The following is a 26,548-nucleotide window of genomic DNA, read 5'->3' as shown; positions in this document are numbered from 1 at the left end:
TCCTTCACCGAAGCCCGTAGGCTTCGGTAATGATAATGAATTTAAAACATTAAGCAGAAAGAATATCTTTAAGATCTTGTTCTGGTGTAGTAATAGAGCGCATACCAAATTTCTCATTTAGTACCGCCAGCAGATTGTCGGTTAAGAACGCAGGTGCTGTTGGGCCGGTATAAATGTTTTTCACGCCTAATGAAAGCAGTGTCAATAAGATAACAATCGCTTTTTGCTCGAACCAAGAGAGAATTAAAGACAGTGGTAAATCATTCACACCACAACCTAATTTTTCAGCAAGGTTAACGGCTAGCATAATCGCTGAGTAAGCATCGTTACACTGACCCACATCAAGTAAGCGTGGTAAGCCTTCTAAAGTACCGAAATCCAGTTTATTGAAACGGTATTTACCACACGCCAAAGTCATAATTAAACAGTCTTGTGGAATTTCTCTTGCAAGATCGGTGTAGTAGCTACGTTCACCACGGCTACCATCACACCCCCCCACTAAGAAAACATGACGTAATTTTTTCTGTGAAACTAAATCAATCACAGTATCAGCGGCATTTAATAGTGTTTCACGACCGAAACCAACTGTAATTAAATGCTCAATTTCATTGTATGGGAAACCTTCTAATGATTGTGCTTGTTCAATCATTTCAGAGAAGTCATCACCAGTAATATGTTTTACACCCGGCCAGCCTACAATACTGCGAGTCCAAATACGGTCACCGTAATTACCAACATTAGGATCGATAATACAGTTTGAAGTCATTAATACAGGACCTGGGAATTTTGCAAACTCAATTTGCTGATTCTGCCAACCACTTCCGTAGTTACCCACTAAGTGTTTATATTTTTTAAGTTCTGGATAACCATGAGCAGGTAACATTTCACCATGAGTATAAATGTTAATCCCTTTACCTTCCGTTTGCTCGAGTAGCATTTGCAAATCTTTCAGATCATGACCTGAAATTAAAATCGCTTTACCTGCAACAGGGCGCACGTTAACAGTAACTGGTGTAGGGTTGCCGTAAGCTTGAGTTTCGCCTTTATCAAGAATAGCCATAATGCGGAAGTTCATTTGACCAATGCCCATCGCATTTTCTAACAACTCATTCATATCAGCAGGATCAGTACCTAACCACGCCATATAACGGTGATATTCTGCATAAATTTCATTGTCATACTGACCTAAAACATGCGCGTGCTCCATATAAGCCGCAGCTCCTTTTAAGCCATACAGGCACAGCATACGTAATCCATGAAGATCATCACCGATTTGCGCTTTATCTGCATTTAAAGCAAAAAGCTGAGCTTGTTTTTGTAAACTGTCTAAATCGTTACCCGCTAATTGGATTTCAGCTCTTGGATTAGTGACTTGAATTGCCGCATTTTTCGCTAAAGTACGAGATTTCAAACTTTCACGGAAATAGATAGCTTCTTTCGCATAACCAACAATGCGATCAGAATCAAAGTTGACGTTAGTTAACGTAGAGAAAAAAGCACGAGGAGCAAAGCTATCTACATCATGATCAATAATACCAACGCTACGCGCTGCTAAAGCCCACGCTGAAAGCCCTTCTAATACCGCAACGAGTAAATCTTGAAGATCAGAAGTTTCTGCTGTTTTACCACACATACCTTGCGCATAGGCACAACCATTACCTACAGGCGTTTTCATTGTTTGTTCACATTGCACACAATACATATCGTATTCCTTCTAATAAAAGATAACGCTTTATTTTTATAAGTTGCATTCAAGATGCAACATAAGAATACGCCATTTTTATAAGAGCGAAAGTGCAATATTGAACAATTTAAATGTTGTTTGATCTAACTCAATTTCTAGCAAACCTTTTAATATTCCTTTTTTTATCCTTTGATTTGGCTTAAGCCAAAAATCTTTTTTTTAAAAAAAAAGATTAATTATATGACACCGTAGGCATGTAAATGAGAAGGATTATTTAAGAATTATTGATGGTTGTTTTTTGTTTAATCATATAAAGACTGAGAGATGAAACGATTAAGTTCATCCGCTTTTGTTAACTCAGTAATATTCTTTACTATTTTTTATAGTTAATATCACCTATTGCATCAATAGCTAATCAAATTATTTCAATTGATATATGTTATTAGCACGAGTATTACGAAATGAAACTACACATTTGAAAGATACTCACCCCTACATTGGAGATTAAAAATGATTAAATTAAATAATGTTCCATCAGAATTTCGCCCTCTAGAAAGCTACAAAATGTTAATTGGAGGAGAATGGGTATCTAGCACATCGCAAAAAACAACCAAAACCTATAGCCCTGCTACTGGTGAATTATTAAGTGAATACCAATCTGGTAGTGCTGAAGATGTTGAACGCGCAGTGAGCGCTGCACGTAACGCATTCAAAACATGGAGCAAAACGTCACCTGCAGAGCGTCAAGCCCTCTTATTAAAAATCGCAGATCGTTTAGAGCAAGAGCAAGAACGCTTTGCTTGGATTGAATCGCTTGATAACGGTAAGCCACTCAATGAGTCGAAAAACATAGATTTACCTGCCTCTATTGACCATTTTCGATATTTTGCAGGCGTGATACGCTCTCATACCGATGAAAGTGCCATCCTAGACGAAAATACCATTAGCCTTGTTATTCGCGAACCTATTGGTGTTGTGGGCCAAATTATTCCATGGAACTTCCCATTATTAATGGCAGCATGGAAATTGGCACCAGCGATTGCGGCAGGTGATACCGTGGTTATTAATCCAGCAACACTGACTTCCCTTTCATTATTAGAGCTAGGTCGTATTTTAAATGAGATATTACCAGCTGGTGTGATCAATATTGTTACAGGGCGCGGTTCTGTCGTAGGACAAGCTATTTTAGAGCATCAAGATATTGATAAACTTGCGTTTACAGGTTCTACCAATGTGGGCTATACCGTAGCAGAAGCCGCAGCGAAAAAAATGGTTCCAGCAACATTGGAATTAGGCGGTAAATCAGCCAATATCGTGTTCCCTGATGCAAACATGAAAAAAGCGGTCAAATATTCAGCATTGGCAATCTTGATGAACCAAGGACAAGCTTGTGAATCAGGTTCACGTTTGTTCTTACATAAAGATATTCATGATGAATTTTTGAAAGCATTAAAAACTGAATTTGAGAGTATTCGTGTCGGTGACCCACTTGATCCGAATACGCAAATGGGTACACAAGTTAGCCAAGATCAAATGGATACTATCTTAGGCTATGTTGAACTCGCTAAAAAAGAAGGTGCGACAGTATTAACAGGCGGTGAACGTATCACCGGTGAAGGTTATGATGATGGTTTCTTTGTTCGCCCTACTATCATTATCAATGCCACAAACCAAATGCGTGTTGCTCGTGAAGAAATTTTTGGACCTGTATTATGTGTTATCCCATTTGATAATGAAGATGAAGTTATCGACATGGCAAACGACTCTGAATATGGACTAGGTGGTGGTGTTTGGACTCAAGATATTAACCGTGCCTTACGTGTTGCAAAAGCAGTAAGAACTGGTCGTATGTGGGTTAACACTTATCACGAACTCCCAGCTCACGCACCATTTGGGGGTTACAAGAAATCAGGTTTAGGACGTGAAACACATAAAATGATGTTAGATGCTTATAGCCAAGTGAAAAATATCTTCATCAGTATGAAAGAATAAGATTTTCTCTCTTTTCTAAATTCTTATAAATATAATATCTATACTCATCTCTTCGCCTTCTCCCCAGAAGGCTTTTTATTATCTATAATTTCTCACACCTCAAGTTATTACCATAAAAAAACCGCATCCTTATCGCTATAAAGTATGCGGTTTTATGTTGTGTTGTTAGCCAATAAGTAAGAACGAGTTACTCTGCTTCGGCTTCTTTTTTGCTCACTGAGTGAGTTTCTTTATCTAATTCAATATTATCAGCGTTAACATCTTTTATATGATCTCTTGTTAAGCGATAAACAACAGGGCTTAATAACGCTAATGCAATTAAGTTAGGGATCGCCATCATTGCATTGAGTGTATCAGCCAATAACCACACAAATTCTAATGATTGTGTTGCCCCAACTGGTAACGCAATCAGCCAAGCAATGCGAAATGGCATAATAGCTTTAGGTCCAAACAGGTATTGCACACATTTTTCACCGTAAAAACTCCAGCCTAAAATCGTGGTAAATGCAAAAATAGCTAATGCAATTGCCACAATATAGTTACCACCCGGAATAGCGATAGAGAATGATGCGGCGGTTAATGTTGCACCACTTTGCCCTGTTAACCATTGTCCTGTGATAACAATAGTTAATCCTGTAACAGAGCAGACAATGATGGTATCAATAAAAGTTCCCAGCATCGCAATCAAACCTTGGCGAACAGGATTTTGTGTTTTTGCCGTCGCATGGGCAATAGGTGCACTACCCAATCCCGCTTCATTTGAGAAAACACCACGCGCAACACCAAAACGGATCGCAGCCCAAACAGCTGCACCTGCAAAACCACCTTGAGCAGCAACTGGTGTAAATGCAGATTTAACAATAAGGATAATAGCATCTGGGATCGCAGTCACATTCAGTGCTAAAACAACAATACCTGCACCAAAATAGCCAACGGTCATAATAGGAACTAATTTACCGGCAACATCAGCAATACGTTTAATGCCACCAATGAGTACAGCACCGACTAAAACAACGAGCACAATAGCGGTAATTGTCGTCGAAATACCAAAATTACTTTCCAGTACATCAGCCACAGAGTTTGCTTGTACTGTATTACCAATACCAAAACCTGCAAAACTCCCAAAGACAGCAAAAACAGTACCTAGCCAAACCCAATTTTTACCTAAGCCATTTTTGATGTAATACATTGGCCCACCGACATAGTTTCCATATTTATCAACTTCACGAAAACGTACAGCAAGCACGGCTTCTGAATATTTGGTTGCCATTCCCACTAATGCGGTCATCCACATCCAGAATAATGCACCTGGACCACCTAAGACAACAGCTGTTGCAACACCAGCAATATTACCCGTTCCTATAGTGGCGGATAGTGCGGTCATCAACGCATTAAATGGTGATATCTGACCTTCGCCTCTTTTATCATTTTTTTCAAATAACAGCTTAAATCCTGTACCTAATTTCCTAATAGGTAAAAAGCCAAGTCGAAACTGCATAAAAAGGCCGATACCGAGAATACCGACAAGCATCGGAACTCCCCATACCACGCCATTTATAGCGCTTAATATATTAGTGATAAAATCCATAAATTACCCTTTTTCGTCCAAATGTTATCTAAATATGTATTTTTTGTTATCAATTACACTAAAGATGAAAAAGTGAAAATATGCTAGAAAAAAAAACGACTAATTTTAAAATTGACTGAGTTATGTGAGAAATATCACTTCATTATTAAATTACGCTATCATTAGGTTCATCGTTACAATACTTCAGTCAAAGTTATGCATAATCATAAATCAGCACAAAATACCCAAAATGAACGTCGTTTTAATCTGTTCAGAAAAGCGCAAGAAACCAACCTTGCACCACTAAAAATCCTACTACTATCCGCTGTGGTTGGCTCGCTAGCTGGATTAGTGGGCGTTTTATTTGAAAAAAGTGTTAGTTGGGTGATTCATTTTCGACAAGAAGAACTGATGAAAACCTTTACTAATCCTTATATTCTGGCAATAAGTACTTTGCTTTTTTCCTCTATTTTAGCAATGCTGGGATATTATTTAGTCAAGAAGTTTTCACCCGAATCGGGTGGCTCTGGAATACCTGAAATTGAAGGTGCGATGATAGATATTCGCCCTGTTCGTTGGTGGCGAGTATTACCTGTAAAATTTATTGCCAGTATTGGAACTTTAGGCTCTGGTATGGTGTTAGGACGAGAAGGTCCAACGGTTCAATTAGGTGCCAATATCGGCCAGCTCGTAAATGATATTTCTCGAGTAAAAGATAAAGAGTCACGCCACACGTTATTAGCAACTGGTGCAGCCGCAGGATTAACCGCTGCTTTTAATGCACCTCTAGCGGGTATTTTATTTATTATTGAGGAGATGCGACCTCAATTTAAATACAGTCTTATTTCAATTAAAGCAGTCTTTATTGGCGTTATTATGTCTTGCATTGTTTTTCGCCTATTTAATGGTGAAGGCGGTGTTATTCATATCGGTAAATTTTCATCCGCACCACTCAATACACTCTGGCTGTATTTAGTTTTGGGTATGTTATTTGGCATTATTGGCGTTATATTCAGTAAGCTACTTTTTTATGTCCAAACCCAATTTCAGCGTTTCTATCAAGATAAAACATCACGCTTTGTTTTAACTGGTGGCATCATCGGTGGGCTTTGTGGCTTATTAGCATTAATTATTCCTGAAATAACTGGCGGTGGATTTAGTATTATTCCTGCGCTGAGTACGGGACAATATTCCCTGATTGCGCTATTACTTTTCTTTGTTTTACGAACGATCACATCTATTGTCAGTTTTGCCTCTGGCGCTCCTGGCGGTATATTTGCACCCACTCTGGCACTAGGTACTCTATTTGGCAGTGCATTCGGATTAACTGCAACCTTACTTTTCCCCGATTATCAAATTCAAATCGGTACATTTGCTATTGCAGGAATGGGTGCATTATTTGCGGCAACGGTAAGAGCACCACTAACAGGGATCGTCCTCGTATTAGAAATGACCGATAATTATCAACTTATTCTGCCTATGATTATTACCTGCTTAGGAGCAACGATGTTGGCGCAACTATTAGGTGGTCGCCCTATTTATACGGTTTTATTAGAACGCATATTACAAAAGTCTGAAGAAAAAGAACAAACAGACCAATCCCTCGACATTAAAAGCGATAAATCACCACAACAATAAAATTCGCTTAAACAAATAAAAAATACCCCAAAGTTGGTGTCCAACTTTTGGGGTGCAGTTCATTATTTGGGGTATTTAAAAAGAGATGATAGTTCTTAACTATTTTTTGCGTGCGATTAAAGTAGCAAAATTTAAGGCGATACGATTGCCATTTGCATCTGTTTTATGTAAATGTCCTGGATCCTCATTATATTTAATAATTTCCCAGTCTTTATAATAATCAGCTAATTCGTTTGGACGTAAAAAGGTTTTAAATGGAATTTCAGCTGGATCACTATTTGGCGTTTCAACAGGGCAAACAATCACATTAATACCGTTAGAGTTGGTACATTCCTGCATATTTTTAATAATACTTTCAATACGTTCCCGTTGGCAGAACATCAATACAACAGTTGAAAGAATAATATCGTATTTCTCAGTAAGTGAAGCTTTATTTATATCATATAAGCCACTTTTTACAACCAATCCTGTTTTGGTTTTAACTGTTTCAATAGCATCAATATGTGAAGCATTAATATCTAACGCCGTCACATCATAACCTTGAGACGCTAAATAGAAGCTGTTTCGACCACGACCAGCACCTAAATCTAACACCTTGCAAGGCTGAGTAAACGTTGCCATATAACGTACTTCAGAATGCGGTAATGATAAGTCGTTTTCTTTAAATAGCTTATCTTCTGGGGCACATAAAAAAGAGAGTTGGCAACGTACATCATCACTGGCTTTATCTATTTTATGCCACTGTTGAGGTTGAATTAAAGGTGGCTGATCCTCAGTATTACACTCAACTGAAATTTGTGAACCATCATCATTAAAAACAACAAATGTCATGTTGCCTTGCAGTACTCGCATTTGGGCATAAGTGCCTTCCTTTGTATTGTGACGTTCTAATAACGCTAAAGGAATGGATGTACGAGTCCACTCTGGCATTGTTTTATAACTTACAAGTTCCATAATTCAACCTCAATTAAGATGCATTTTAAATACATCTTATGGCAATCATTATCATTCGTAAAGAAGGTTTTATCAAAACTATGATTTTAAATATTTGTTTAAAAGCAAATCAGTCACATCTGAGGAGGAAATAGATTCACCACATAAAACTTTCATCATAATTTCTTTGCCTAATGATGCTAAAGAAAACAGCATATCAGGACGTAATCGGCTGATCTTATCCCTATTTTCATCTTGATTAATAATGGTGATCAATTTGGCATCAACATTAGAACATTCTTGGATAGTCAGCAAAATAAAGGTATTTTCTGCATCACTTTCAGATAAAGTAACAACCCAACTTGCTTTCGCAATATTGGCAGATAGCAATGTTTTAAGATTAGTTGGATCACCTTCAATAATATTGGCTTGCGCGTCATAAGAGGCTTTACTTTTATCGGTACAAATCGCAATGACAGGTTTCCCTTGTTCTCTTAACCCTTTTTCTAATTGAGAAGCTAATGCCGATGAACCAATAATAATAAAATGATTATGCATTTTAGCGATCCTTTTCTTAACAATATCGCGAGTACCGCGCGCAAGAAATCCCATGACATACACAATGGAAGTAGTAAAAACAGTTATTCCCAAGATAACAACAGTGAGAGTAAAAATACGTGCATTCGTGCTAATTGGCACAATATCGCCAAACCCTAGTGTCGTCATGCAGACAATAGAAAAATAGAACGCATCCATCAATGTTGTAATATGTGGCTTAAATTCATCACCAATATAAAGACTTCCCAACATTGAGAATAACAGCAAAGAAAAGATACAGATAAAAGCCACAAAACCAGCACTGGTTAAACTATGATGCGGAAATGCGCGCCAACTGATTAATAACCCAATCGCTAAAATAAAAGAAAAATAAGCCTGAATGCCAATTTGCTGATAAACCGCAACATCAAGAAAAACAATGGTAGCTAATAAAATCAAGGAAACACACCACGCGATCCTCGCCCCTAGATACATAAATATTGAGAGCAAGATTAACGCACAAGCCAACATCACCTTTGGTATATCGAGGAGTTTTAATACCCCTAATGATTTAAGCCATGCAGAAAACCCGTGTATTTCCCAATCCAGATAAATACCACGAGACAACAAAATGGAGTAAATGATAAAAATACCATTCAAGATAAGTAATAAAGACATCATTTTTCTCGTCACTTTAGATGTCTCTATTACATGTAGTATTACAGATAGTTTCATATTAGGTATTGTGAATATTCCACTAGTTATTTAAAGGGATATTATCTAATCCTTGAAATTTAAAAGGCTCTGCGGGTTTGAAATGACGGGTTGCATTAGCAGAATAGATGATTGATTGCTCCTCACCTAATGGTAATGTCATCACTTTCCCACTCTCTTTTGAAAAATCGATTTCCTTTAAATTAACCCAAAAGGTATTCGGTGATAATGCTGATTCGAAAAAATATAATTGGTTTTTATGATCAGCCACGGTTCTCCAGCGTGTGGATGAAATTTCTGGTGATTCAGCTGTACTTAATCCATAAGGTACAGATACATTTCTAATCACACCAAATACGCTAGCGAGAGATTTTTTACTCGATTGAGCTTTAGGAATGGCATTCACATAAAAAGAAGCTCGGGCAAAACGATCTGAAGCACGATTCGTCCCTGGTAACATCACGGTTCCACCGATTTGTTGCCAATAACTATTCAACGCTAATTGTTCTGAAAAAATAGGAGAATTCGTCATCACTTGATACTCTTTACTGTGATGAATCACTTGTTTACCATTTATATATTCAATAATGGCGCTATCTCCCGTTGCATCTGAAAGCGAAAGATGCAGTGTTGCCATTCTATCTTGTCCAGGAACTTTATCCGTCAATACAATAAAAGGCTCACTCTCTAATGCATTCACGGCTTCTTCAACTGAAGCAAAATTATCTAACACATACTGCGCCCAAGCTGAAATTGACAATGCGGGTTTATCTTTGGAATATGTTGGATAATCAGATTCCGCCAACCACAATAAATTAGCCACCAAGCCTTTTTCATTCATCCCATCTGTGGTTGAGATATCGTAACCTGACGCGATAACGCTACCATATTTAGATACCCACTTAATCGAATTATCGCCTGCCTCTCCTGATCGCTGCATACCTTGCGGAAATATCCATAAATTTGTTCCTATATCATATTTCCAATCCATTGAGCGAGCCGTAATAATTTGGTTATTATCACCTAAGTAAACAACTCGAGTGCAGGCATCCACCTCTGTAATACCCTCCATTAAAAATCCAGATACAAGTAGAGTACCTAAAAAAGTATGACGTAATTTTCTCATCATTGGTTCTTTTCCTGTGAAATAAATGATTAGATTAGGAGAATATTTTCTTCGTATTTCTCTTTTTGCTCTTCCTTAAAATAGATAAAATCGCTAATTAATTTCGATTAATTAAGTACAAAACAAGAACAATTTCCTAAGTATAAGACAATTAATCTTATTTACGCATAAAAAAACCGATGCCTTAATGCATCGGTTTATAAATCATCTAGATTGTTTTGAGTACAATAACTCAATGAAAAAGCCAGTAATTACGCTTTTTTCACACCTTCAACAGAGATAATTAATTCTGCTTCTTGTGCTTTTGGTCCTAAGTCTGATTTAAAATTAAACTCTTTCAGATTAACTTTACCTGTTGCTTCAAAACCAGCACGGTAACCTTTCCAAGGATCAGTACCTTCGCCAATTAATTTGGCATTTAATGAAACAGGTTTAGTCACACCATTTAATGTTAAATTACCTGTTACTACATAGTTTTCGCCATCACGAGTAACTTGGGTTGAGACGAATCGAGCTTCAGGATATTTGCTTGCATTAAAGAAATCAGCGCTACGTAAGTGCTTATCACGTTCTGCGTGATTAGTGTCTAAGCTTCCTGTTTTAATCACAACATCAACTTTGTCTTTTGATGGATCTTCTTTATCGTAACTAAATGTACCATCGAAATCTTTAAAAGTGCCATATAACCAGCTATAGCCTAAATGTTGGATACGGAACTGTACAAATGCGTGTTGGCCTTGTTTATCAATAGCATAATCTGCTGCTAAAGCAGTACTTGCATTTAATAACAACGCACCTGCTGTTAAACCTAATAAAGCTTTCTTAAACATTGTTATCTCCATAATTTCATTTTATAAGTTTAATTATTTAGTCCGCATTCCTAGCATGCGTTTTAACGTGACATCTTTATCAATAAAGTGATGTTTTAAAGCACCAGCAGCATGTAATAGCGATAACAAAACCACTGCCCAGGCTAAATAAAGATGAATATCGCCCGCTAAATCCGCTTGTTCGGCTTCTCCTGTAAAAATGGCAGGCACAGAAAACCAATCAAATACAGATATAGCTTGTCCATCAGCGGTCGAAATTAAATAACCACTAATCAGAATAGAAAATAAGATTAAATATAAAAGCATATGTGCAATATGAGCACTAATGCGTGTCAATTTACTGTAACTTGATAAAGCTTTAGGAGGCGGAGAGATCCAACGCCATATCACACGCACGATCAAAATAATAAATAAAAGAATACCAATGCTCTTATGTATTTCAGGTGCAGAATGATACCAGCTATCATAATACCCTAGCGTCACCATCCACAGCCCTAAAGCAAACATACCATAGACAGTAAGCGCCACCCCCCAGTGTAAAAGGAGTGACAAGTGCCCATAGCAAGACGCATTATTTCGCCATTGCATAATAAAAATCCAATAGTTTCTAATTCATTAAAATAATGTTATCTAGTTTAGTGTATTGAGGATAAATTGTTAGTCCATAATTCAACAAATAATTTGCTTATCATTATCAATAATAATCAATAAGTAATAAGCTCTTATTAGTCACTCTGTTGACTATCTAATCAATGACATTGTTGGATCAGTTTTTTTCAAAATAAGATAGGTATATTGGCAGGTGTTTATATACATAATCAAAAACATAAAAATAGGAATAAAAAATAATAAGTAAAATAATATCAATACAACAATTGTCTAACTATAAAAACAATTGTATCTTTCACTTATCCTAAATTAGAACTTATTAAGCAAAATACAATAATAATTAGAGGAACCGTAAAAAAAACGGATAACCAGCGCATTTCGCGTACAACACCAAAAATAATACCAACAATACAAATAAAAAATATAACTGGCATCATTTCTGAGTAATGATCATGGCAATAGTGCATTAATAAATTAATCCACGAGTGATCGTTTTGCATATAAAAACTTCAACCAATGAAAATAAATTTTAATTAAGATAGTGATAAATTACCATCATTAACAAATAAAACAAGCGTCGTATTATAAATATCAATCATCGCGCACAAAGATATTAAAACACTTAACATTTCAAATAGAGATAACATTGATAATAAAAAATAACAATCTAAGCTAAATTTTCAAAAAAATAAAACAAACAAGGTCAAATAAAATAAAATCTTTCTAATGAAGCCAATATCATTATTAATATCACATTAGTTAATTTGAAATAATAATTTCATTTAAATTCAAATAAAGAAAATTAATTTCGCAAGGTTATAATAAAATCAATAAAGAATAAATGAAATAGAGTTTTAAACATCGAATAATTACCTTTAGGTCATTAATTTACTTGAAATTAACTCTATATTTCATTTTAATTACTATTAGCTAAAAACATTCAAATGCCACGCAAAAAACACTACAATTACAATAGTATTTTTATTGAGGGCACTATGTCTACTGCAACAAATCTGAATGAACTACAGGAACAAGTTCGCTCCCGCTATAATGGATTAAGTAAAAGGCTACAGCAGGTTGCACATTATCTACTTGATAATAAAAACAGTGTGGCATTTGATACAATTGCGATCCTTGCAGATAAAGCAAATGTTCCTCCATCGACATTAATTCGTTTTGCCAACGCATTTCATTTCAATGGCTTCAATGAAATGAAACAATTATTTCAAAATCACTTGATGAATGAAATGGTAAATGAAAATGAAAATTTAACTTATAAACAAAAATATAAAGAGGAGCCTCCTAATCTGAATGAGCCAGCCTATATTTTGCAAGAATTTGCACAAGCAAATAGCCATTCATTGCAACAATTGGCAAATCAGACTCACAGAGAAATGTTAAATAAAACATTACAATTACTCGAACACGCTGACACAATTTATATTTGTGGCTTTCATCACTCATTCAGTGCTGCAAGCTATTTTTTTCATGCTCTCTCGCATATCCCTTGTGAGACTGTTTTTGTCAACAGCCTAGGCGGGATGTACAAAGAGCAATTAAGAAATATTACACATCGTGATGTGCTCTTTGGTATTCATTTCCATCCGTATTCAGATGAAATGCAAAAAATGTGTGAAATGGCAACTTACAAAGAAGCAAAACAGATTATTGTTACTGATAGTCCAATTAGCCCATTAGCGAGTTTAAGCGATGTTTGTTTAACTGTTAAAGAAGCTCAAATAAAAACCTTTCGTTCTCAAACTTCAACAATGTGTCTGCTACAAGCAATCTCTGTCGCTTTTGCTTTTAGAAAAAAACATTAATAACTTTTTTATCCTAAACTGCATCTTAAGTAAGATGCAGTTTTTTATAAAATAAATTTTTTTAAATACTATTTAATGAACTATAACTATTGATCAAATATTAAATAGCTTAGTATTTTATTTAAAACTATTTTTAAGAGTAAATACAGAATGTTTTATTTGTGATGAGAAAAGTAATCATTTAGCATTAATTCATACCACTAAAGATCATTAAAGGATTAAATTAAATGTTATTTAAAAAATTATTTTTAATTGTTTTCTTATTTCCAAATTTCTCCTATTCAAACACAAACTTAATCAAAGAAAATAAAAAAGATCCAATAATCATTAATATCCCTAGTATTTCATTAGGCGATAAAAGTAATGCATCAGGTAACGGTTCAATTGCAATAGGAACAAATAGCCAAGCTAAAAATACACACTCAGTTGCTATTGGCGCTAATTCATTAGCAACGGAAGAAAATACAGTCTCATTTGGAAACATTGAAAATAAACACACTTCACGATTAGTTAATATCAGTGAAGGAAAAAATAATACTGATGCCGTTAACTTTGCTCAAGCTAAAAAGTTGGTTGATAAAAATAAAATAGCAACAAACAACACCATTAATCAGCTAAAGAGAACGGTCAGTACAGATATCAGTAATCTCAAAACCCATATTAATGATTTTGATAATTATTATAAAAAAAGACAGGCTGAAATCACAGATTCAATTGCAAATTTAGACAAAGAAATTATCGCGTTAGAAAAAAAAGTATTTGCTGGCATAGCTTCATCAGTTGCAATGACTAGCATTCCTTATCTTGCTCATCACACTTTAAGTGGCGGAATTGGTATTAGTAATTATCGGACAGGAACAGCATTTGCTGGAGGTGTACAATATAAACCAAATAACGATATTGCATTTCGATTAAACTCATCCATTAATAGTGAAAAAGAAATTATTATTGGCGGTGGATTAGCTTATGGTTGGTAAACAATTTTCTCTTCTATAATCAGATTATTAAAAAATAACTTTATAATTAAAGCAGTAATAATTTAATTAATATTACTGCTTCTTTATAAAAAAGAATTTCAATTGACAATAAATAAATCATCTAAAGAAAAATTGATAAGTTTAACTTTAGTATTTCTAACATATTTTTTGTAATATACATTATTTTTTATATACTAGGATTATAAGCCAGAGCAAAAAGGAATAAAAAATGAATTATATATTTCAAAAAATGACCGCTAAAGATATAAGTGCAGTAGCACTATTATTACAGGCAAATTCTGAATCTCAACAAGGTGGATTATATGGTGAATATCCTCTAAATAAAGTTGAGGCGATGTATCAAAATAGCACTAACGCCATTGTTGCACTTTACCAGGAAAATATCATTGCTGTTGTTTTTAGCTTTCCTGTTACCTCTTTTTCGATCCCTCCAATTGCTCAAGCTATTAACCAATACTTTCCAGAAATAACACAAAACAATTGGTTTTACGGCCCCGTTTGTATTGATAAATCGCACCGAGGAAAGTCACTATTAAAAAATCTCTACCAACAGATCTGTTCTTTACATGGCGGGCACCCTATCGCATTTGTTAATAGCGAAAATATTCGGTCACTAAAAGCACATCAAAAATTGGGCATGGAGGTCGTTAAAAACTTTGAGTTTAAAGGCACATCATGGTGGATCATTAAAGGACAATGAAAACAAACGAAAGAAAAATGCTTACACTTTCTGTTATCCTATTTACCAGCTAAAAATGGAGGCTTTTAGATATTTTTGCTACCGTCATCACAAAACAAATAATATCTATATAAATCAACATAATAAATAAAACAATAAAAAATTAATCTATTCTTAACAATATTCCAACTCCTATTTTAGCTGTCAAATTGCTTACAATTTGACATCATTCTGTGATCTCCCTTTCAATTCTTGATCTTTCGTTAACTTACTTTTTGATCTTATACAAAAGTATAAATAAGATAAAAGACACCAATTCGAAAGTAAACGTAAAATAGGAGGAAGCAATGACTGTTTCCCGCAGAACTTTTATCAAAGGACTCGCAGCCAGCGGTGCGGCAATGTCTGTTTCTACCCCTGTTCTTGCTAATTCAGGGAGCTCTACGCCTAACAAACCAACGCGCCCAGAAAACGCACCTAATTTATTAATTGTTTTTCCTGATGAAATGCGTGCTCACGCTCTGCAGTTTATGGGGGAAGATCCTTCAATTACACCTAATCTTAATAAATTTGCGAAGCAAGCCAAAGTAATGACACAAATGGCATCAAACTATCCTTTGTGTTCTCCTTTTCGCGGCATGTTTATGACAGGACAATATCCTGTACGCAATGGCATTACAGGTAATGCTCATGATTACGGTGGAAAAGTGGGTATTGATTTATCGCCTTATGCAAAATGTTGGTCGGATGTTTTAAAATCTCTCGATTACAGCACAGGCTATATTGGTAAATGGCACCTTGACGCACCTTACGAACCGTTTATTAAAAGTTACAACAATCCAATGGAAGGTCGTTATTGGAATGAATGGGCAGCACCAGATAGACGTCATGGTTTTGATTTTTGGTATTCTTATGGCACTTATGATTTACATTTAAAACCAATGTATTGGGCAAACGATACCCCTCGTGATAAGCCAATTTACATTGATCAATGGGGACCTGAACATGAAGCTGATATGGCAATCAAGTTCCTCAAAAATGAAAATAATCAATTTAGAGATAATTCAAAACCATTTGCATTAGTGGTTTCAATGAACCCTCCTCATTCACCTTATGATCAAGTACCGAAGAAATACCTCGATGCTTATCAAGGTAAGACGTCAAAAGAGCTAAATACACGCCCTAATGTACAGTGGGATACTGAATATCAAGAGGGCTATGGACCTCAATATTTCAAAGAATATATGGCAATGGTCAACGGTGTTGATGAGCAATTTGGTCGCATCGTAGATGAATTAGAAAAACAAGGTCTTGCAGATAATACTCTTGTTGTTTTCTTCTCTGATCATGGCAGTTGCTTAGGGGCAAATGGACAAGCAACAAAAAATAATCCTTATGAAGAATCTATGCGTGTTCCTATGATGTTTCGTTTACCGGGTAAAATTAAACCAGGCACTGACGATGCATTAATGTCAGCACCTGATATTTACCCAACTATCTTAGGGCTACTTGGTTTATCGGAATGGATCCCTGATTCCGTAGAAGGTACTAATCTTGCAGATAGGGTAGTCACAGGCAAAGGCGACACAGCAAATTCTCAGCTTTATCTCTTTATTCCTTATGGTGAACCTTCATTCGGTAAACGAGGTGTCAGAACCAAAACTCATACTTTGGTTATAGATAGACAAGATGGACAACCATTAAAATATACTTTATATGACAATGTGAACGATCCATATCAAATGAAAAATGTTGCCAAAGATAATATGCCTTTAATTGAGAAGTTAATTAAAGAAGAATTAACCCCTTGGTTGGAAAAAACAGGAGATTCTTGGCGCGCCACTGAATTTATTACGGCTACAACTAATAAATTAAATAAAACAATATCAACATGTAAAGAGAAATAATAAAAATATCTGCGCCATAATATTATGGCGCTATATATAAACCCAATTCGCTGATATAAAAATCCTTTTAATAAAACAAAGGGAAAGATGTCCTACACCTAAAAATTGACACAAATAAAAGCGAATAAAGAATTGGATATATACCATGAACAAACTTCGTATTGCTCTTTTTTTACCTCTTCTTGGCTTAGGTTTAACTTCTTTTCATTCTCAAGCAGCTAATGTCAACGCCATGTTTTCGTGGGAAACAGCAGATTACGATACACCAAATAACTATGCTGGTTATCGTGTAGATTTTAATATTAATCCAGATAAGTCTAACTGGTATTTCGATGTTGGTTTTCGTCAACGTGAGCATGATAATAAAAACCGTTATCAGCGTTATGATTTACAGGGTAGCTATCGTTTTAAATTAAATAATGGTTGGATCCAACCTGGTTTAAAAGTACGTCAAGATCTCACTAACTATGATAATGGAAGTCGATTAACTATTGATTTCTATGAATCAAAAACCAATTACCAATTTCCAATCAATAAAAATTGGGTTTTAACGGGTAGCGTTTTATTTGGCTTACAAAAGAAAGAAGATAAACGCAGTAATGGTGTCACAAACACGGATTACTTAGGATGGGAAATTGAACCTGGCCTACGCTATTTTGTCACTCCTAATATTAATACAACCGTTGCTTATTTTGATGGTGGTAAGCAAGCTATTCGACACGAAGAATATGACACAAAAGAAACAAACCACAATCAGCAATTACGTATGTATGTTAACTGGACAACGCCAATAGGGTTAATTGTTTCTCCATCAATGCGTAAATCTATTTTTGGAAAAATAGAAGATAGAACAAATAAAGGTGTTTATGTCGAAAAAGATATGACCCGTTATACCCTACAAATGGCTTATCAAATATCACCTCAATGGCGAGTCATGACGGAATATTATAATGAACGAGTTGAAAATAAAAATGATGGTAGTAAATCAACTCAGGATTATTTCAAAGTTTCATTCCGAGCAACATTCTAATAATTAAAATCATATAATTGTTCATGGAGTTATATTGTGAAAAATAAAAAATTGTTATTTTTGAGCGCTGCTATTTTATCAGCTATTTATGGTTCTGCATGGGCTGCTGATTGTGATCCTAATTTAAATATCTGTGAAACCGTTAATGTTAATAATGGCAATAATGCTCAAATAGATAAAGATGTCACAGTTTCACAAGGTGATGGCGTTGTATTTAATGGTTCATCAACAGAATATAAAGCTCAAGCAATCACAAAAAATATTACCGTAACGGGTGATGGAGCCAGTGCAATCAAAATAAATCAGGGTGCCTCTTTTAGCAGTAATATTAATTTAAATGGTGCTAACGTCACCAGTGAAAATGGTACAGCAATACTTGTTGAAGGCAATTTTCCAAAACGAGGTACTGGTGTTTATATTAGAGACGGCGCCATTATTCGAGGAAAAACAGCGGCTATTGACTTTAGAACACTGAATACAGGTTTTAGAAGTGATGTAAATGGTGAGATCCACGGTGATATTCTAGGAAATGGTCACGTTGACACTAAAATAAACTTTGCTTATCAAGGTGGTGCTCAAAATGCTTTATTTGATGGATACAAAATCACAGGTGTTCCATTAATTGAAAATCATGGCAATTTAACTATCCAAGGAAAAGATAGAACAATTCATTGGGAAGGTAATTTCATGAATAAGGAAAATAGTCAGCTTATTTTCCGCCTTGATGATAATACCAATACTGATGACGCTATTCTCCATGTTGATGGTGATGTCACCTTTAAAAAAGGTAGCCAAGCCAAATTAGATTTTAAAGGAACCAGTGTCGATAATATCATTAACAAAGATATCGTATTAATTTCCTCAAATTCCGCCATTAAAGACGAAGCTGGTATCACCGTTACTGATGCTAATGCCATTGCACCTGATGTTTCTCCTTTATTAGAAAAAACAGATTCATGGTTAGAAACCACACCGCCGAATATTAGTGGTGGCGTTAGTGGCAATCAGTTAGTTGCACGTTATGGTATTAGTTATGAAGGCGGCAATAATTTTATTAGTGCAGCAGAACGTGGCAATGTAAGTGAAAATGGATTAGCTGCAGCAAACTTTGTTATTCCAACCGTATTAAATGAATTTAATAATACGCGTAACCAAATTTCAGATGAAGCACTGAGTTTATTAGTCGCCGCAGGAAATGACGATAATAATATTGCCGCATTATCGAATGATTTAGCCCCTATCGCTGATGGTAGTGATATTCAAGCGGGATTAATCATGGTTGAAGATATGCGCAATAATATTGCTCATCGCTATTTACGCTATGATAACCAATTACCTATTGAAGAAAGAGAAGCTGGCTGGAATAGCTGGGCTAATATGCTGTACGGTTACGGTACACAAAGTAATCAAGGTGGCATTAACGGTTACAACACTTACCGCACAGGTATTCAAATCGGTACTGATTACGAAATTAATCAAGATGCTCTTATCGGCGTTTCTTTGGCTTATAACTACGCCAAAGCTGACGCGAAACAACGTAACGCAAGTAAAGAAATTAACCATTTTGAATTTATGCCTTACACCGGTTGGTATAGTGACACATTATTCCTAAACGGTAATTTAAATATTGGTTATTACACTGTTGATAGCGAGCGAGATATCGGTGGCAATACCGGATGGCAAGGAAATACCAAAGCAAAAGGTGATTATTCTGGTGTGCAATTAGGTTATCAGATTAATGCAGGAACCTATTTTGATTTTGATTTCATCCATATTAAACCAATGCTGACTTACCAATATCAATGGCTAAATATTGATTCGTGGGAAGAAACAGGTTCGGCATTATCAATGCGTACTTATGGTCAACGCTACGCAGTTAATCAATTAGGGGGATCTGTTGCTTTATGGAATAGCTATCAAACCTCTTATGGCAAATTAACACCATCACTTAATCTCCGTTATTTCAAAGATATTGCGGGGGAAAATAATATTAATCAACGCCACAGCCTCACTTATTTTAATACTGGAGGAAGCACTTTTGATATTAAAGGAAATGCCGTTGGCGGTGACATTATTAGTGCAGAATTAGGTGCCAATCTCGATATTACCAACACGCTAAATTTAGGCACAACGATGGGATATCAGCGTTATGACAAATTCAATGAAGGGCGCATTGGTTTTACTGTTAGCCAGCGTTTCTAAGGAGAATAAATATGCCGATATTTCGCTTTACTACACTTGCCATGACGTTGGGGCTATTATCAGCCCCTTATAATGCAATGGCAGCAACAAACAATCCTGCATTTGATCCTAATAATCTGATGCAGTCTGAAATATATCATTTTGCCCAAAATAATCCGTTAGCTGATTTCACAACAGATAAAAACTCAACACTGACGTTATCTAATAAGCGTAGCATTATGGGAAGCCAATCTCTTTTGTGGAAATGGAAAGGTGGAAGTAGCTTTACTTTGCATAAAAAGCTGATTGTACCGACAGACAAAGAAGCCTCTAAAGCATGGGGACGTGCATCTACACCTGTTTTATCATTTTGGCTTTATAATGAAAAACCCATTGATGGCTATCTCACTGTTGATTTTGGTGAAAAACTCAACGCCAACAGCGAAGCGCAAGCGGGCTTTAAAGTAAAACTGAATTTTACGGGTTGGCGCGCAGTGGGTATTTCACTAAATAACGACCTTGAAAACCGTGAAATGACATTAAATCCCATGAATACCTCGTCAGATGGCTCTCAAGATAGCGTCGGTCGTGCTTTAGGTGCAAATGTTGACAGTATACGATTTAAAGCCCCGTCCAATGTGGGGCAAGGCGAAATATATATCGATCGTATTATGTTTTCTATCGATGATGCTCGCTATCAATGGTCTGATTATCAAATAAAAACACGCTTATCAGAGCCAGAAATTCAATTTCACACCGTACAGCCTCAATTACCTGTAACACCTGAAAATTTAGCGGCAATTGACCTTATTCGCCAACGTCTTATTAATGAATTTGTGGGTGGCGAAAAAGAAACAAATCTCGCGTTAGAAGAAAATATCAGCAAGTTAAAAAGTGATTTTGATGCACTTAACATTCACACTTTAGCGGATGGTGGAATACAAGGGCGACATCTGATCACGGATAAACAAACCATTATTTATCAGCCAGAAAACCTTAATTCTCAAGATAAGTCGCTTTTTGATAATTACGTTATTTTAGGTAATTACACGACATTAATGTTTAATATCAGCCGTGCTTATGTTCTTGAAAAAGATCCGACACAAAAAGCCCAGTTAAAACAGATGTACTTATTAATGACAAAGCATTTATTAGATCAAGGCTTTGTTAAAGGGAGTGCATTAGTCACAACTCATCACTGGGGATATAGCTCTCGTTGGTGGTATATATCTACATTATTAATGTCTGATGCCCTAAAAGAAGCCAATCTACAAACTCAAGTTTATGATTCATTACTGTGGTATTCACGAGAGTTTAAAAGTAGTTTTGATATGAAGGTAGGAGCAAACAGTTCAGATTTAGACTATTTCAACACCTTATCTCGTCAGCACTTGGCTTTATTATTGCTAGAGCCTGATGATCAAAAGCGCATTAACTTAGTTAATACTTTCAGTCATTACATTACTGGTGCATTAACTCAAGTACCGCCAGGCGGTAAAGATGGTTTACGTCCTGATGGTACAGCATGGCGACATGAAGGTAACTATCCGGGTTACTCTTTTCCTGCTTTTAAAAATGCCTCTCAGCTTATTTATTTACTGCGTAGTACACCTTTTGCTGTTGGTGAAAGTGGTTGGAATAACCTGAAAAAAGCCATGGTTTCGGCATGGATCTACAGTAATCCTGAAGTAGGATTACCTTTAGCTGGGCGGCACCCATTTAATTCACCGTCATTAAAATCGGTTGCTCAAGGCTATTACTGGCTTGCAATGTCTGCAAAACCATCACCTGATAAAACGCTCGCTTCTATTTATCTTGCCATTAGTGATAAAACGCAAAGTGAATCGAGCGCTATTTTTGGTGAAAATATTGCACCAGCAGCACTTCCTCAAGGATTCTATGCCTTTAATGGTGGCGCCTTTGGTATTCATCGTTGGCAAGATAAAATGGTGACACTAAAAGCGTATAACACCAATGTTTGGTCATCTGAAATTTATAACAAAGATAACCGCTATGGTCGTTATCAAAGCCATGGTGTAGCCCAGATAGTCAGTAATGGCTCACAGCTTTCACAAGGCTATCAACAAGAAGGTTGGGATTGGAATAGAATGCCAGGAGCAACCACTATTCATCTTCCTCTTAAAGAGTTAGATAGCCCTAAACCTCATACGTTAATGCAACGTGGAGAGCGTGGATTTAGTGGAACATCTGCCCTTGATGGTAAATATGGCATGATGGCATTTGATCTTATTTATCCTGCTAATCTTGAGCGTTTTGATCCTAACTTTACGGCTAAAAAAACTGTATTAGCGGCGGATAACCATTTAATTTTTGTCGGTAGCAATATTAATAGCAGCGATAAAAATAAAAATGTTGAAACAACGTTATTCCAACATGCCATTACACCAACATTAAATACCATCTGGATTAATGGGCAAAAAGTTGACAGTTTCCCTTATCAAACCACGCTAAAACAAGGTGATTGGATCATCGATAGCAACGGTAATGGCTATTTAATTACCCAAGCAGAAAAAGTGAATGTCAGTCGCCAACACCAGACCTCGGCTGAAAATAAAAATCGCCAACCAACAGAAGGGAACTTCAGTTCAGCGTGGATTGATCACAGCGTTCAACCTAAAGATTCCAGCTATGAGTATATGGTCTTTTTAGATGCGACTCCTGAAAAAATGAGAGAAATGGCAGAGAAGTTCCATGAAAATAATGAGTTATATCAGGTTCTTCGTAAAGATAAAGATGTTCATATTATTTACGATAAACTCAGCAATGTGACGGGATATGCCTTTTATCAATCTGCATCAATTGAAGATAAATGGATCAAAAAGGTTGATAAACCCGCGATTGTAATGACTCATCATCAAGGAAATACACTTACTGTCAGTGCCGTTACACCAGATTTAAATATGACACGGCAGAAAGCCGCAACACCTGTCACAATTAATGTCACCGTTAATGGAAAATGGCAGTCTGTGGATAAAGATGGTGAGGTAAAACATCGCGTTTCTGGTGAGAATACCGAACTCACTTTCACCAGTTATTTTGGTATTCCACAAGAAATTAAACTCTCACCTCTCCCTTGATTTAACCTTTAAAGGAACGCATTCGCGTTCCTTTTTTATTTGCAGGAAATCTGATTATGCTAATAAAACATCCTTTAGCCCATGCTATTACACTAAGTTTCTGCTTATCCTTACCCGCACAAGCATTACCTTCTCTTTCTCATGAACCTTTTGGTGATCTTTACCTCTTTGAAGGTGAAATACCAAATACATTAGTCACTTCAAATAGCAATCAATTATCGTTAAGTAAAGAACATGCCAAAGATGGCGTTCAATCACTCAAGTGGCAATATCAACCACAAGCAACATTAACACTTAATAATCAAGTAAATTATCAGGATGATAAAGATACCGCGACACCACTCACGTTTATGATGTGGATTTACAATGAAAAACCACAATCATCGCCTCTCACATTACAATTCAAACAAAATGATCAAGTGGCATTAAGTTTTGATACTCAACTTAATTTCACAGGATGGCGCGGTATTGCAGTTCCCTTTCGTGATATGAAAGGCACTGCAACAGGAAAATTGGATCAATTAGTCATTACGGCACCAAATCAAGCTGGAACTCTCTTTTTCGACCAAATTATTATGAGTGTACCGTTAGACAATCGCTGGGCAGTTCCTGATGATAATGTGCCTTATGTTAATAATGCAGTAAATACCATGGTCAGTAAAAACTGGAGTGCTTTACTGATGTACGATCAGATGTTTAAAGTGCATTATCCAACTCTAAATTTCGATACTGAGTTTCATGATGATCAAGCTGAAATGGCATCAATTTATCAGCGTTTTGAGTATTATCAGGGAATTAACAGCGATAAAAAAATCACCTCAGATATGCTAGATAAAAATTTAACACTCTGGGAAAAATTAGAATTAACACAACACGCTGATGGATCAATAACAGGAAAAGCACTAGATCACCCCAACCGGCAAAACTTTATGAAAGTTGAAGGCGTATTTAGTGAAGAGACGAAAAAAGCATTACTTGATGCCAATATGCTAAGAGATGTAGGTAAAACGCTTCTTCAAACTGCTATTTACTTGCGTAGTAATTCCTTATCAGTAGCCGATAGAAAAAAATTAGAAGATCTTTATTTATTAGGAACTCGTTACGTTCTTGAGCAAGGTTTTACACGAGGTAGTGGTTATCAAATTATTACTCATGTTGGATATCAAACCAGAGAGCTTTTTGATGCATGGTTTATTGGTCGTCATATTCTGGCAAAAAATCATCTTTTAGCGCCAACGCAACAGGCAATGATGTGGTACAACGCCACAGGCCGAATTTTTGAAAAAGACGATGAGATCGTTGATGCAAACGTTGATATTCTCAACACACAATTACAGTGGATGATAAAAAGCTTACTGATGTTGCCAGATTATCAACAACGCCAACAAGCCTTAGCGCAACTGCAAAACTGGCTAAATAAAACCATACTAAGTTCAAAAGGTGTTGCAGGTGGTTTCAAGCCTGATGGTTCTATTTTTCACCACTCGCAGCATTATCCAGCGTATGCGAAAGATGCTTTTGGTGGTTTAGCTCCTAGTGTTTATGCGCTAAGTGATTCCCCTTTCCGTCTTTCATCTTCAGCCCATGAGCGTTTAAAAGATGTGTTATTAAAAATGCGCATCTACACTAAAGAGACACAAATTCCCGTGGTATTAAGTGGCCGCCATCCTACTGGATTACATAAAATAGGGATCGCACCATTTAAATGGATGGCATTAGCCGGTACACCTGATGGCAAACAAAAATTAGATACCATATTGGCTGCGGCCTATGCAAAATTAGATAACAAAGACAGTTTTGAAGGTATTAAAGCTGAAAATGAACCCACTGGCGCATGGGCGATGAACTATGCTTCGATGGCGATACAGCGTAGAGCCTCTATTCAAGCCCCCCAACAAAGCTGGCTTGCTATCGCTCGCGGATTTAGTCGTTATCTTGTTGGTAATGAAAGTTATGAAAATAACAATCGTTATGGGCGCTACTTACAGTATGGTCAATTGGAAATCATACCCGCAAACTTAGCACAATCAGGATTTAGCCATGCAGGATGGGATTGGAACCGATATCCGGGTACCACGACAATTCATCTTCCTTATGATGAACTTGAAGCAAAATTAAACCAATTACCGAGTGCAGGTATTGAAGAAATGTTGCTTTCAACAGAAAGCTATTCTGGTGCAAATACATTAAATAATAACAGTATGTTTGCCATGAAATTACATGGTCACAGCAAATATCAACAACAAAGCTTAAGAGCTAATAAATCCTATTTCTTATTTGATAATAGGGTTATTGCATTAGGATCGGGCATTGAAAATACGGACAAACAACATAAAACAGAAACCACACTGTTCCAATTTGCTGTTCCTAAATTACAATCTGTGATAATTAATGGCAAAGAAATGAATCAATTAGGTACTCAATTAACTTTAAATAATGCAGATACTTTAATTGATCCTGCGGGTAACTTATATAAGCTCGCTAAAGGTCAAACCGTAGAGTTTAGTTATCAAAAACAACATTCACTCGATGATAGAAATTCAAAATCAACAGAACAACTATTTGCAACAGCCGTGATCTCTCATGGTAACGCACCTAGTGATGCGACTTATGAGTATGCGATAGCGATTGAGTCACAAGATAATAAAGCGCCTGAATACACTGTATTGCAACATAATAATCAATTGCATGCGGTAAAAGATAAAATCACCCAAGAAGAAGGGTATGCTTTTTTTGAAGCGACACAATTAAAATCACCTCAAGCAATATTATTATCGAGTGATGCACCTACTATGGTGATGGCTAAAGCACAAAACCAACAGTTAACATTGAGTATTGTTAATCCTGATTTAAATTTATATCAAGACATTGAAGCTGACCAAATTGATAATAATGGAAATCAAGTCGAAGTCAGTGTTTATTCTCGTAAATGGCTAACGGCCGACTCTAAACCAATAAGCAGCACAGTTACCGTAAAAGGCGTGTGGAAATTAGCAACATCTCAATCAGGTGTTATTATTAAACATCAGAATGATAATACGCTTATTACTACTACGACAATACAAGCAACACCTATTGTAATTAGTTTAGTTAAGTAAATACTTTAATATTTCAATTAAAACCCTTCGATATAAAAATACCGAGGGGTTTATTATATTAGCGAATCAATTATTTATTTAAAATAACAAAAATAAATCGAATA

The 26,548-nt window shown here is 36.1% G+C and carries 17 protein-coding genes; 10 read left to right on the top strand and 7 right to left on the bottom strand.

What is annotated here, in order from left to right:
- Positions 1-49 precede the first annotated feature (49 nt).
- Positions 50-1,702 (bottom strand): hydroxylamine reductase, encoded by a 1,653-nt coding sequence (hcp, locus tag JEP36_RS13645; protein ID WP_196533359.1) that lies wholly within the window; start codon positions 1,700-1,702, stop codon positions 50-52.
- Positions 1,703-2,194: 492 nt separating this feature from the next.
- On the opposite strand from hcp, the gene JEP36_RS13640 reads away from it, so the two are divergent.
- On the top strand, positions 2,195-3,676 hold the full coding sequence (locus tag JEP36_RS13640; RefSeq protein ID WP_198620913.1) for an aldehyde dehydrogenase family protein: 1,482 nt from the start codon (positions 2,195-2,197) through the stop codon (positions 3,674-3,676).
- A gap of 187 nt (positions 3,677-3,863) precedes the next feature.
- Here the strand turns inward: JEP36_RS13640 and JEP36_RS13635 are convergent, their stop codons facing one another.
- Positions 3,864-5,264, bottom strand: coding sequence for an alanine/glycine:cation symporter family protein (locus JEP36_RS13635; RefSeq protein WP_099074772.1), 1,401 nt, complete (start codon positions 5,262-5,264; stop codon positions 3,864-3,866).
- Positions 5,265-5,459: 195 nt separating this feature from the next.
- Here JEP36_RS13635 and clcA point away from each other — a divergent pair, with 195 nt between their 5' ends.
- A complete protein-coding gene (clcA, locus tag JEP36_RS13630) occupies positions 5,460-6,881 on the top strand; it encodes a H(+)/Cl(-) exchange transporter ClcA (protein WP_198620912.1) in 1,422 nt (473 codons plus the stop codon).
- Positions 6,882-6,980: 99 nt separating this feature from the next.
- Here clcA and tehB read toward each other — a convergent pair whose 3' ends face one another.
- The 5 genes from tehB to JEP36_RS13605 form a co-directional block, all read right to left on the bottom strand.
- Positions 6,981-7,835, bottom strand: coding sequence for an SAM-dependent methyltransferase TehB (gene tehB, locus JEP36_RS13625; RefSeq protein WP_198630347.1), 855 nt, complete (start codon positions 7,833-7,835; stop codon positions 6,981-6,983).
- 78 nt (positions 7,836-7,913) lie between these two features.
- Positions 7,914-9,029 (bottom strand): NAD-binding protein, encoded by a 1,116-nt coding sequence (locus JEP36_RS13620; RefSeq protein ID WP_232799457.1) that lies wholly within the window; start codon positions 9,027-9,029, stop codon positions 7,914-7,916.
- A 79-nt stretch (positions 9,030-9,108) separates the two neighbouring features.
- Complete coding sequence (locus tag JEP36_RS13615) at positions 9,109-10,194, bottom strand: linear amide C-N hydrolase (RefSeq protein WP_198620910.1); 1,086 nt, start codon at positions 10,192-10,194, stop codon at positions 9,109-9,111.
- 248 nt (positions 10,195-10,442) lie between these two features.
- Positions 10,443-11,021 (bottom strand): YceI family protein, encoded by a 579-nt coding sequence (locus JEP36_RS13610; RefSeq protein WP_109371210.1) that lies wholly within the window; start codon positions 11,019-11,021, stop codon positions 10,443-10,445.
- A gap of 33 nt (positions 11,022-11,054) precedes the next feature.
- Positions 11,055-11,609: a cytochrome b gene (locus JEP36_RS13605; RefSeq protein WP_198630346.1), complete on the bottom strand. Its 555-nt coding sequence runs from the start codon at positions 11,607-11,609 to the stop codon at positions 11,055-11,057.
- A 1,016-nt stretch (positions 11,610-12,625) separates the two neighbouring features.
- On the opposite strand from JEP36_RS13605, the gene JEP36_RS13600 reads away from it, so the two are divergent.
- From JEP36_RS13600 to JEP36_RS13565, 8 genes are all read left to right on the top strand, one after another.
- The gene (locus tag JEP36_RS13600) at positions 12,626-13,453 is read left to right on the top strand and encodes a MurR/RpiR family transcriptional regulator (protein ID WP_069367652.1); all 828 of its coding nucleotides are present in this window, start codon (positions 12,626-12,628) and stop codon (positions 13,451-13,453) included.
- A 227-nt stretch (positions 13,454-13,680) separates the two neighbouring features.
- Positions 13,681-14,430 (top strand): YadA-like family protein, encoded by a 750-nt coding sequence (locus JEP36_RS13595; RefSeq protein WP_198620908.1) that lies wholly within the window; start codon positions 13,681-13,683, stop codon positions 14,428-14,430.
- 229 nt (positions 14,431-14,659) lie between these two features.
- On the top strand, positions 14,660-15,151 hold the full coding sequence (locus tag JEP36_RS13590) for an N-acetyltransferase (RefSeq protein WP_198620907.1): 492 nt from the start codon (positions 14,660-14,662) through the stop codon (positions 15,149-15,151).
- A 326-nt stretch (positions 15,152-15,477) separates the two neighbouring features.
- The gene (locus JEP36_RS13585) at positions 15,478-17,037 is read left to right on the top strand and encodes a sulfatase-like hydrolase/transferase (RefSeq protein ID WP_198620906.1); all 1,560 of its coding nucleotides are present in this window, start codon (positions 15,478-15,480) and stop codon (positions 17,035-17,037) included.
- 145 nt (positions 17,038-17,182) lie between these two features.
- A complete protein-coding gene (locus JEP36_RS13580; RefSeq protein ID WP_198620905.1) occupies positions 17,183-18,067 on the top strand; it encodes an OmpG porin family protein in 885 nt (294 codons plus the stop codon).
- 36 nt (positions 18,068-18,103) lie between these two features.
- On the top strand, positions 18,104-20,269 hold the full coding sequence (locus JEP36_RS13575) for an autotransporter family protein (RefSeq protein WP_198620904.1): 2,166 nt from the start codon (positions 18,104-18,106) through the stop codon (positions 20,267-20,269).
- Between the two features lie 11 nt (positions 20,270-20,280).
- Positions 20,281-23,346 (top strand): chondroitinase family polysaccharide lyase, encoded by a 3,066-nt coding sequence (locus JEP36_RS13570; RefSeq protein WP_198630345.1) that lies wholly within the window; start codon positions 20,281-20,283, stop codon positions 23,344-23,346.
- 56 nt (positions 23,347-23,402) lie between these two features.
- Positions 23,403-26,444, top strand: coding sequence for a chondroitinase family polysaccharide lyase (locus tag JEP36_RS13565; RefSeq protein WP_198630344.1), 3,042 nt, complete (start codon positions 23,403-23,405; stop codon positions 26,442-26,444).
- The last annotated feature ends 104 nt before the right edge of the window (positions 26,445-26,548 follow it).

The organism is Proteus sp. PR00208, assembly GCF_016238545.1.
In the GTDB taxonomy this organism is placed as follows: Bacteria; Pseudomonadota; Gammaproteobacteria; order Enterobacterales; family Enterobacteriaceae; genus Proteus.
The sequence above is the reverse complement of the archived record's forward strand: the minus strand, read 5'-3'. Positions and strand labels throughout refer to the sequence as shown.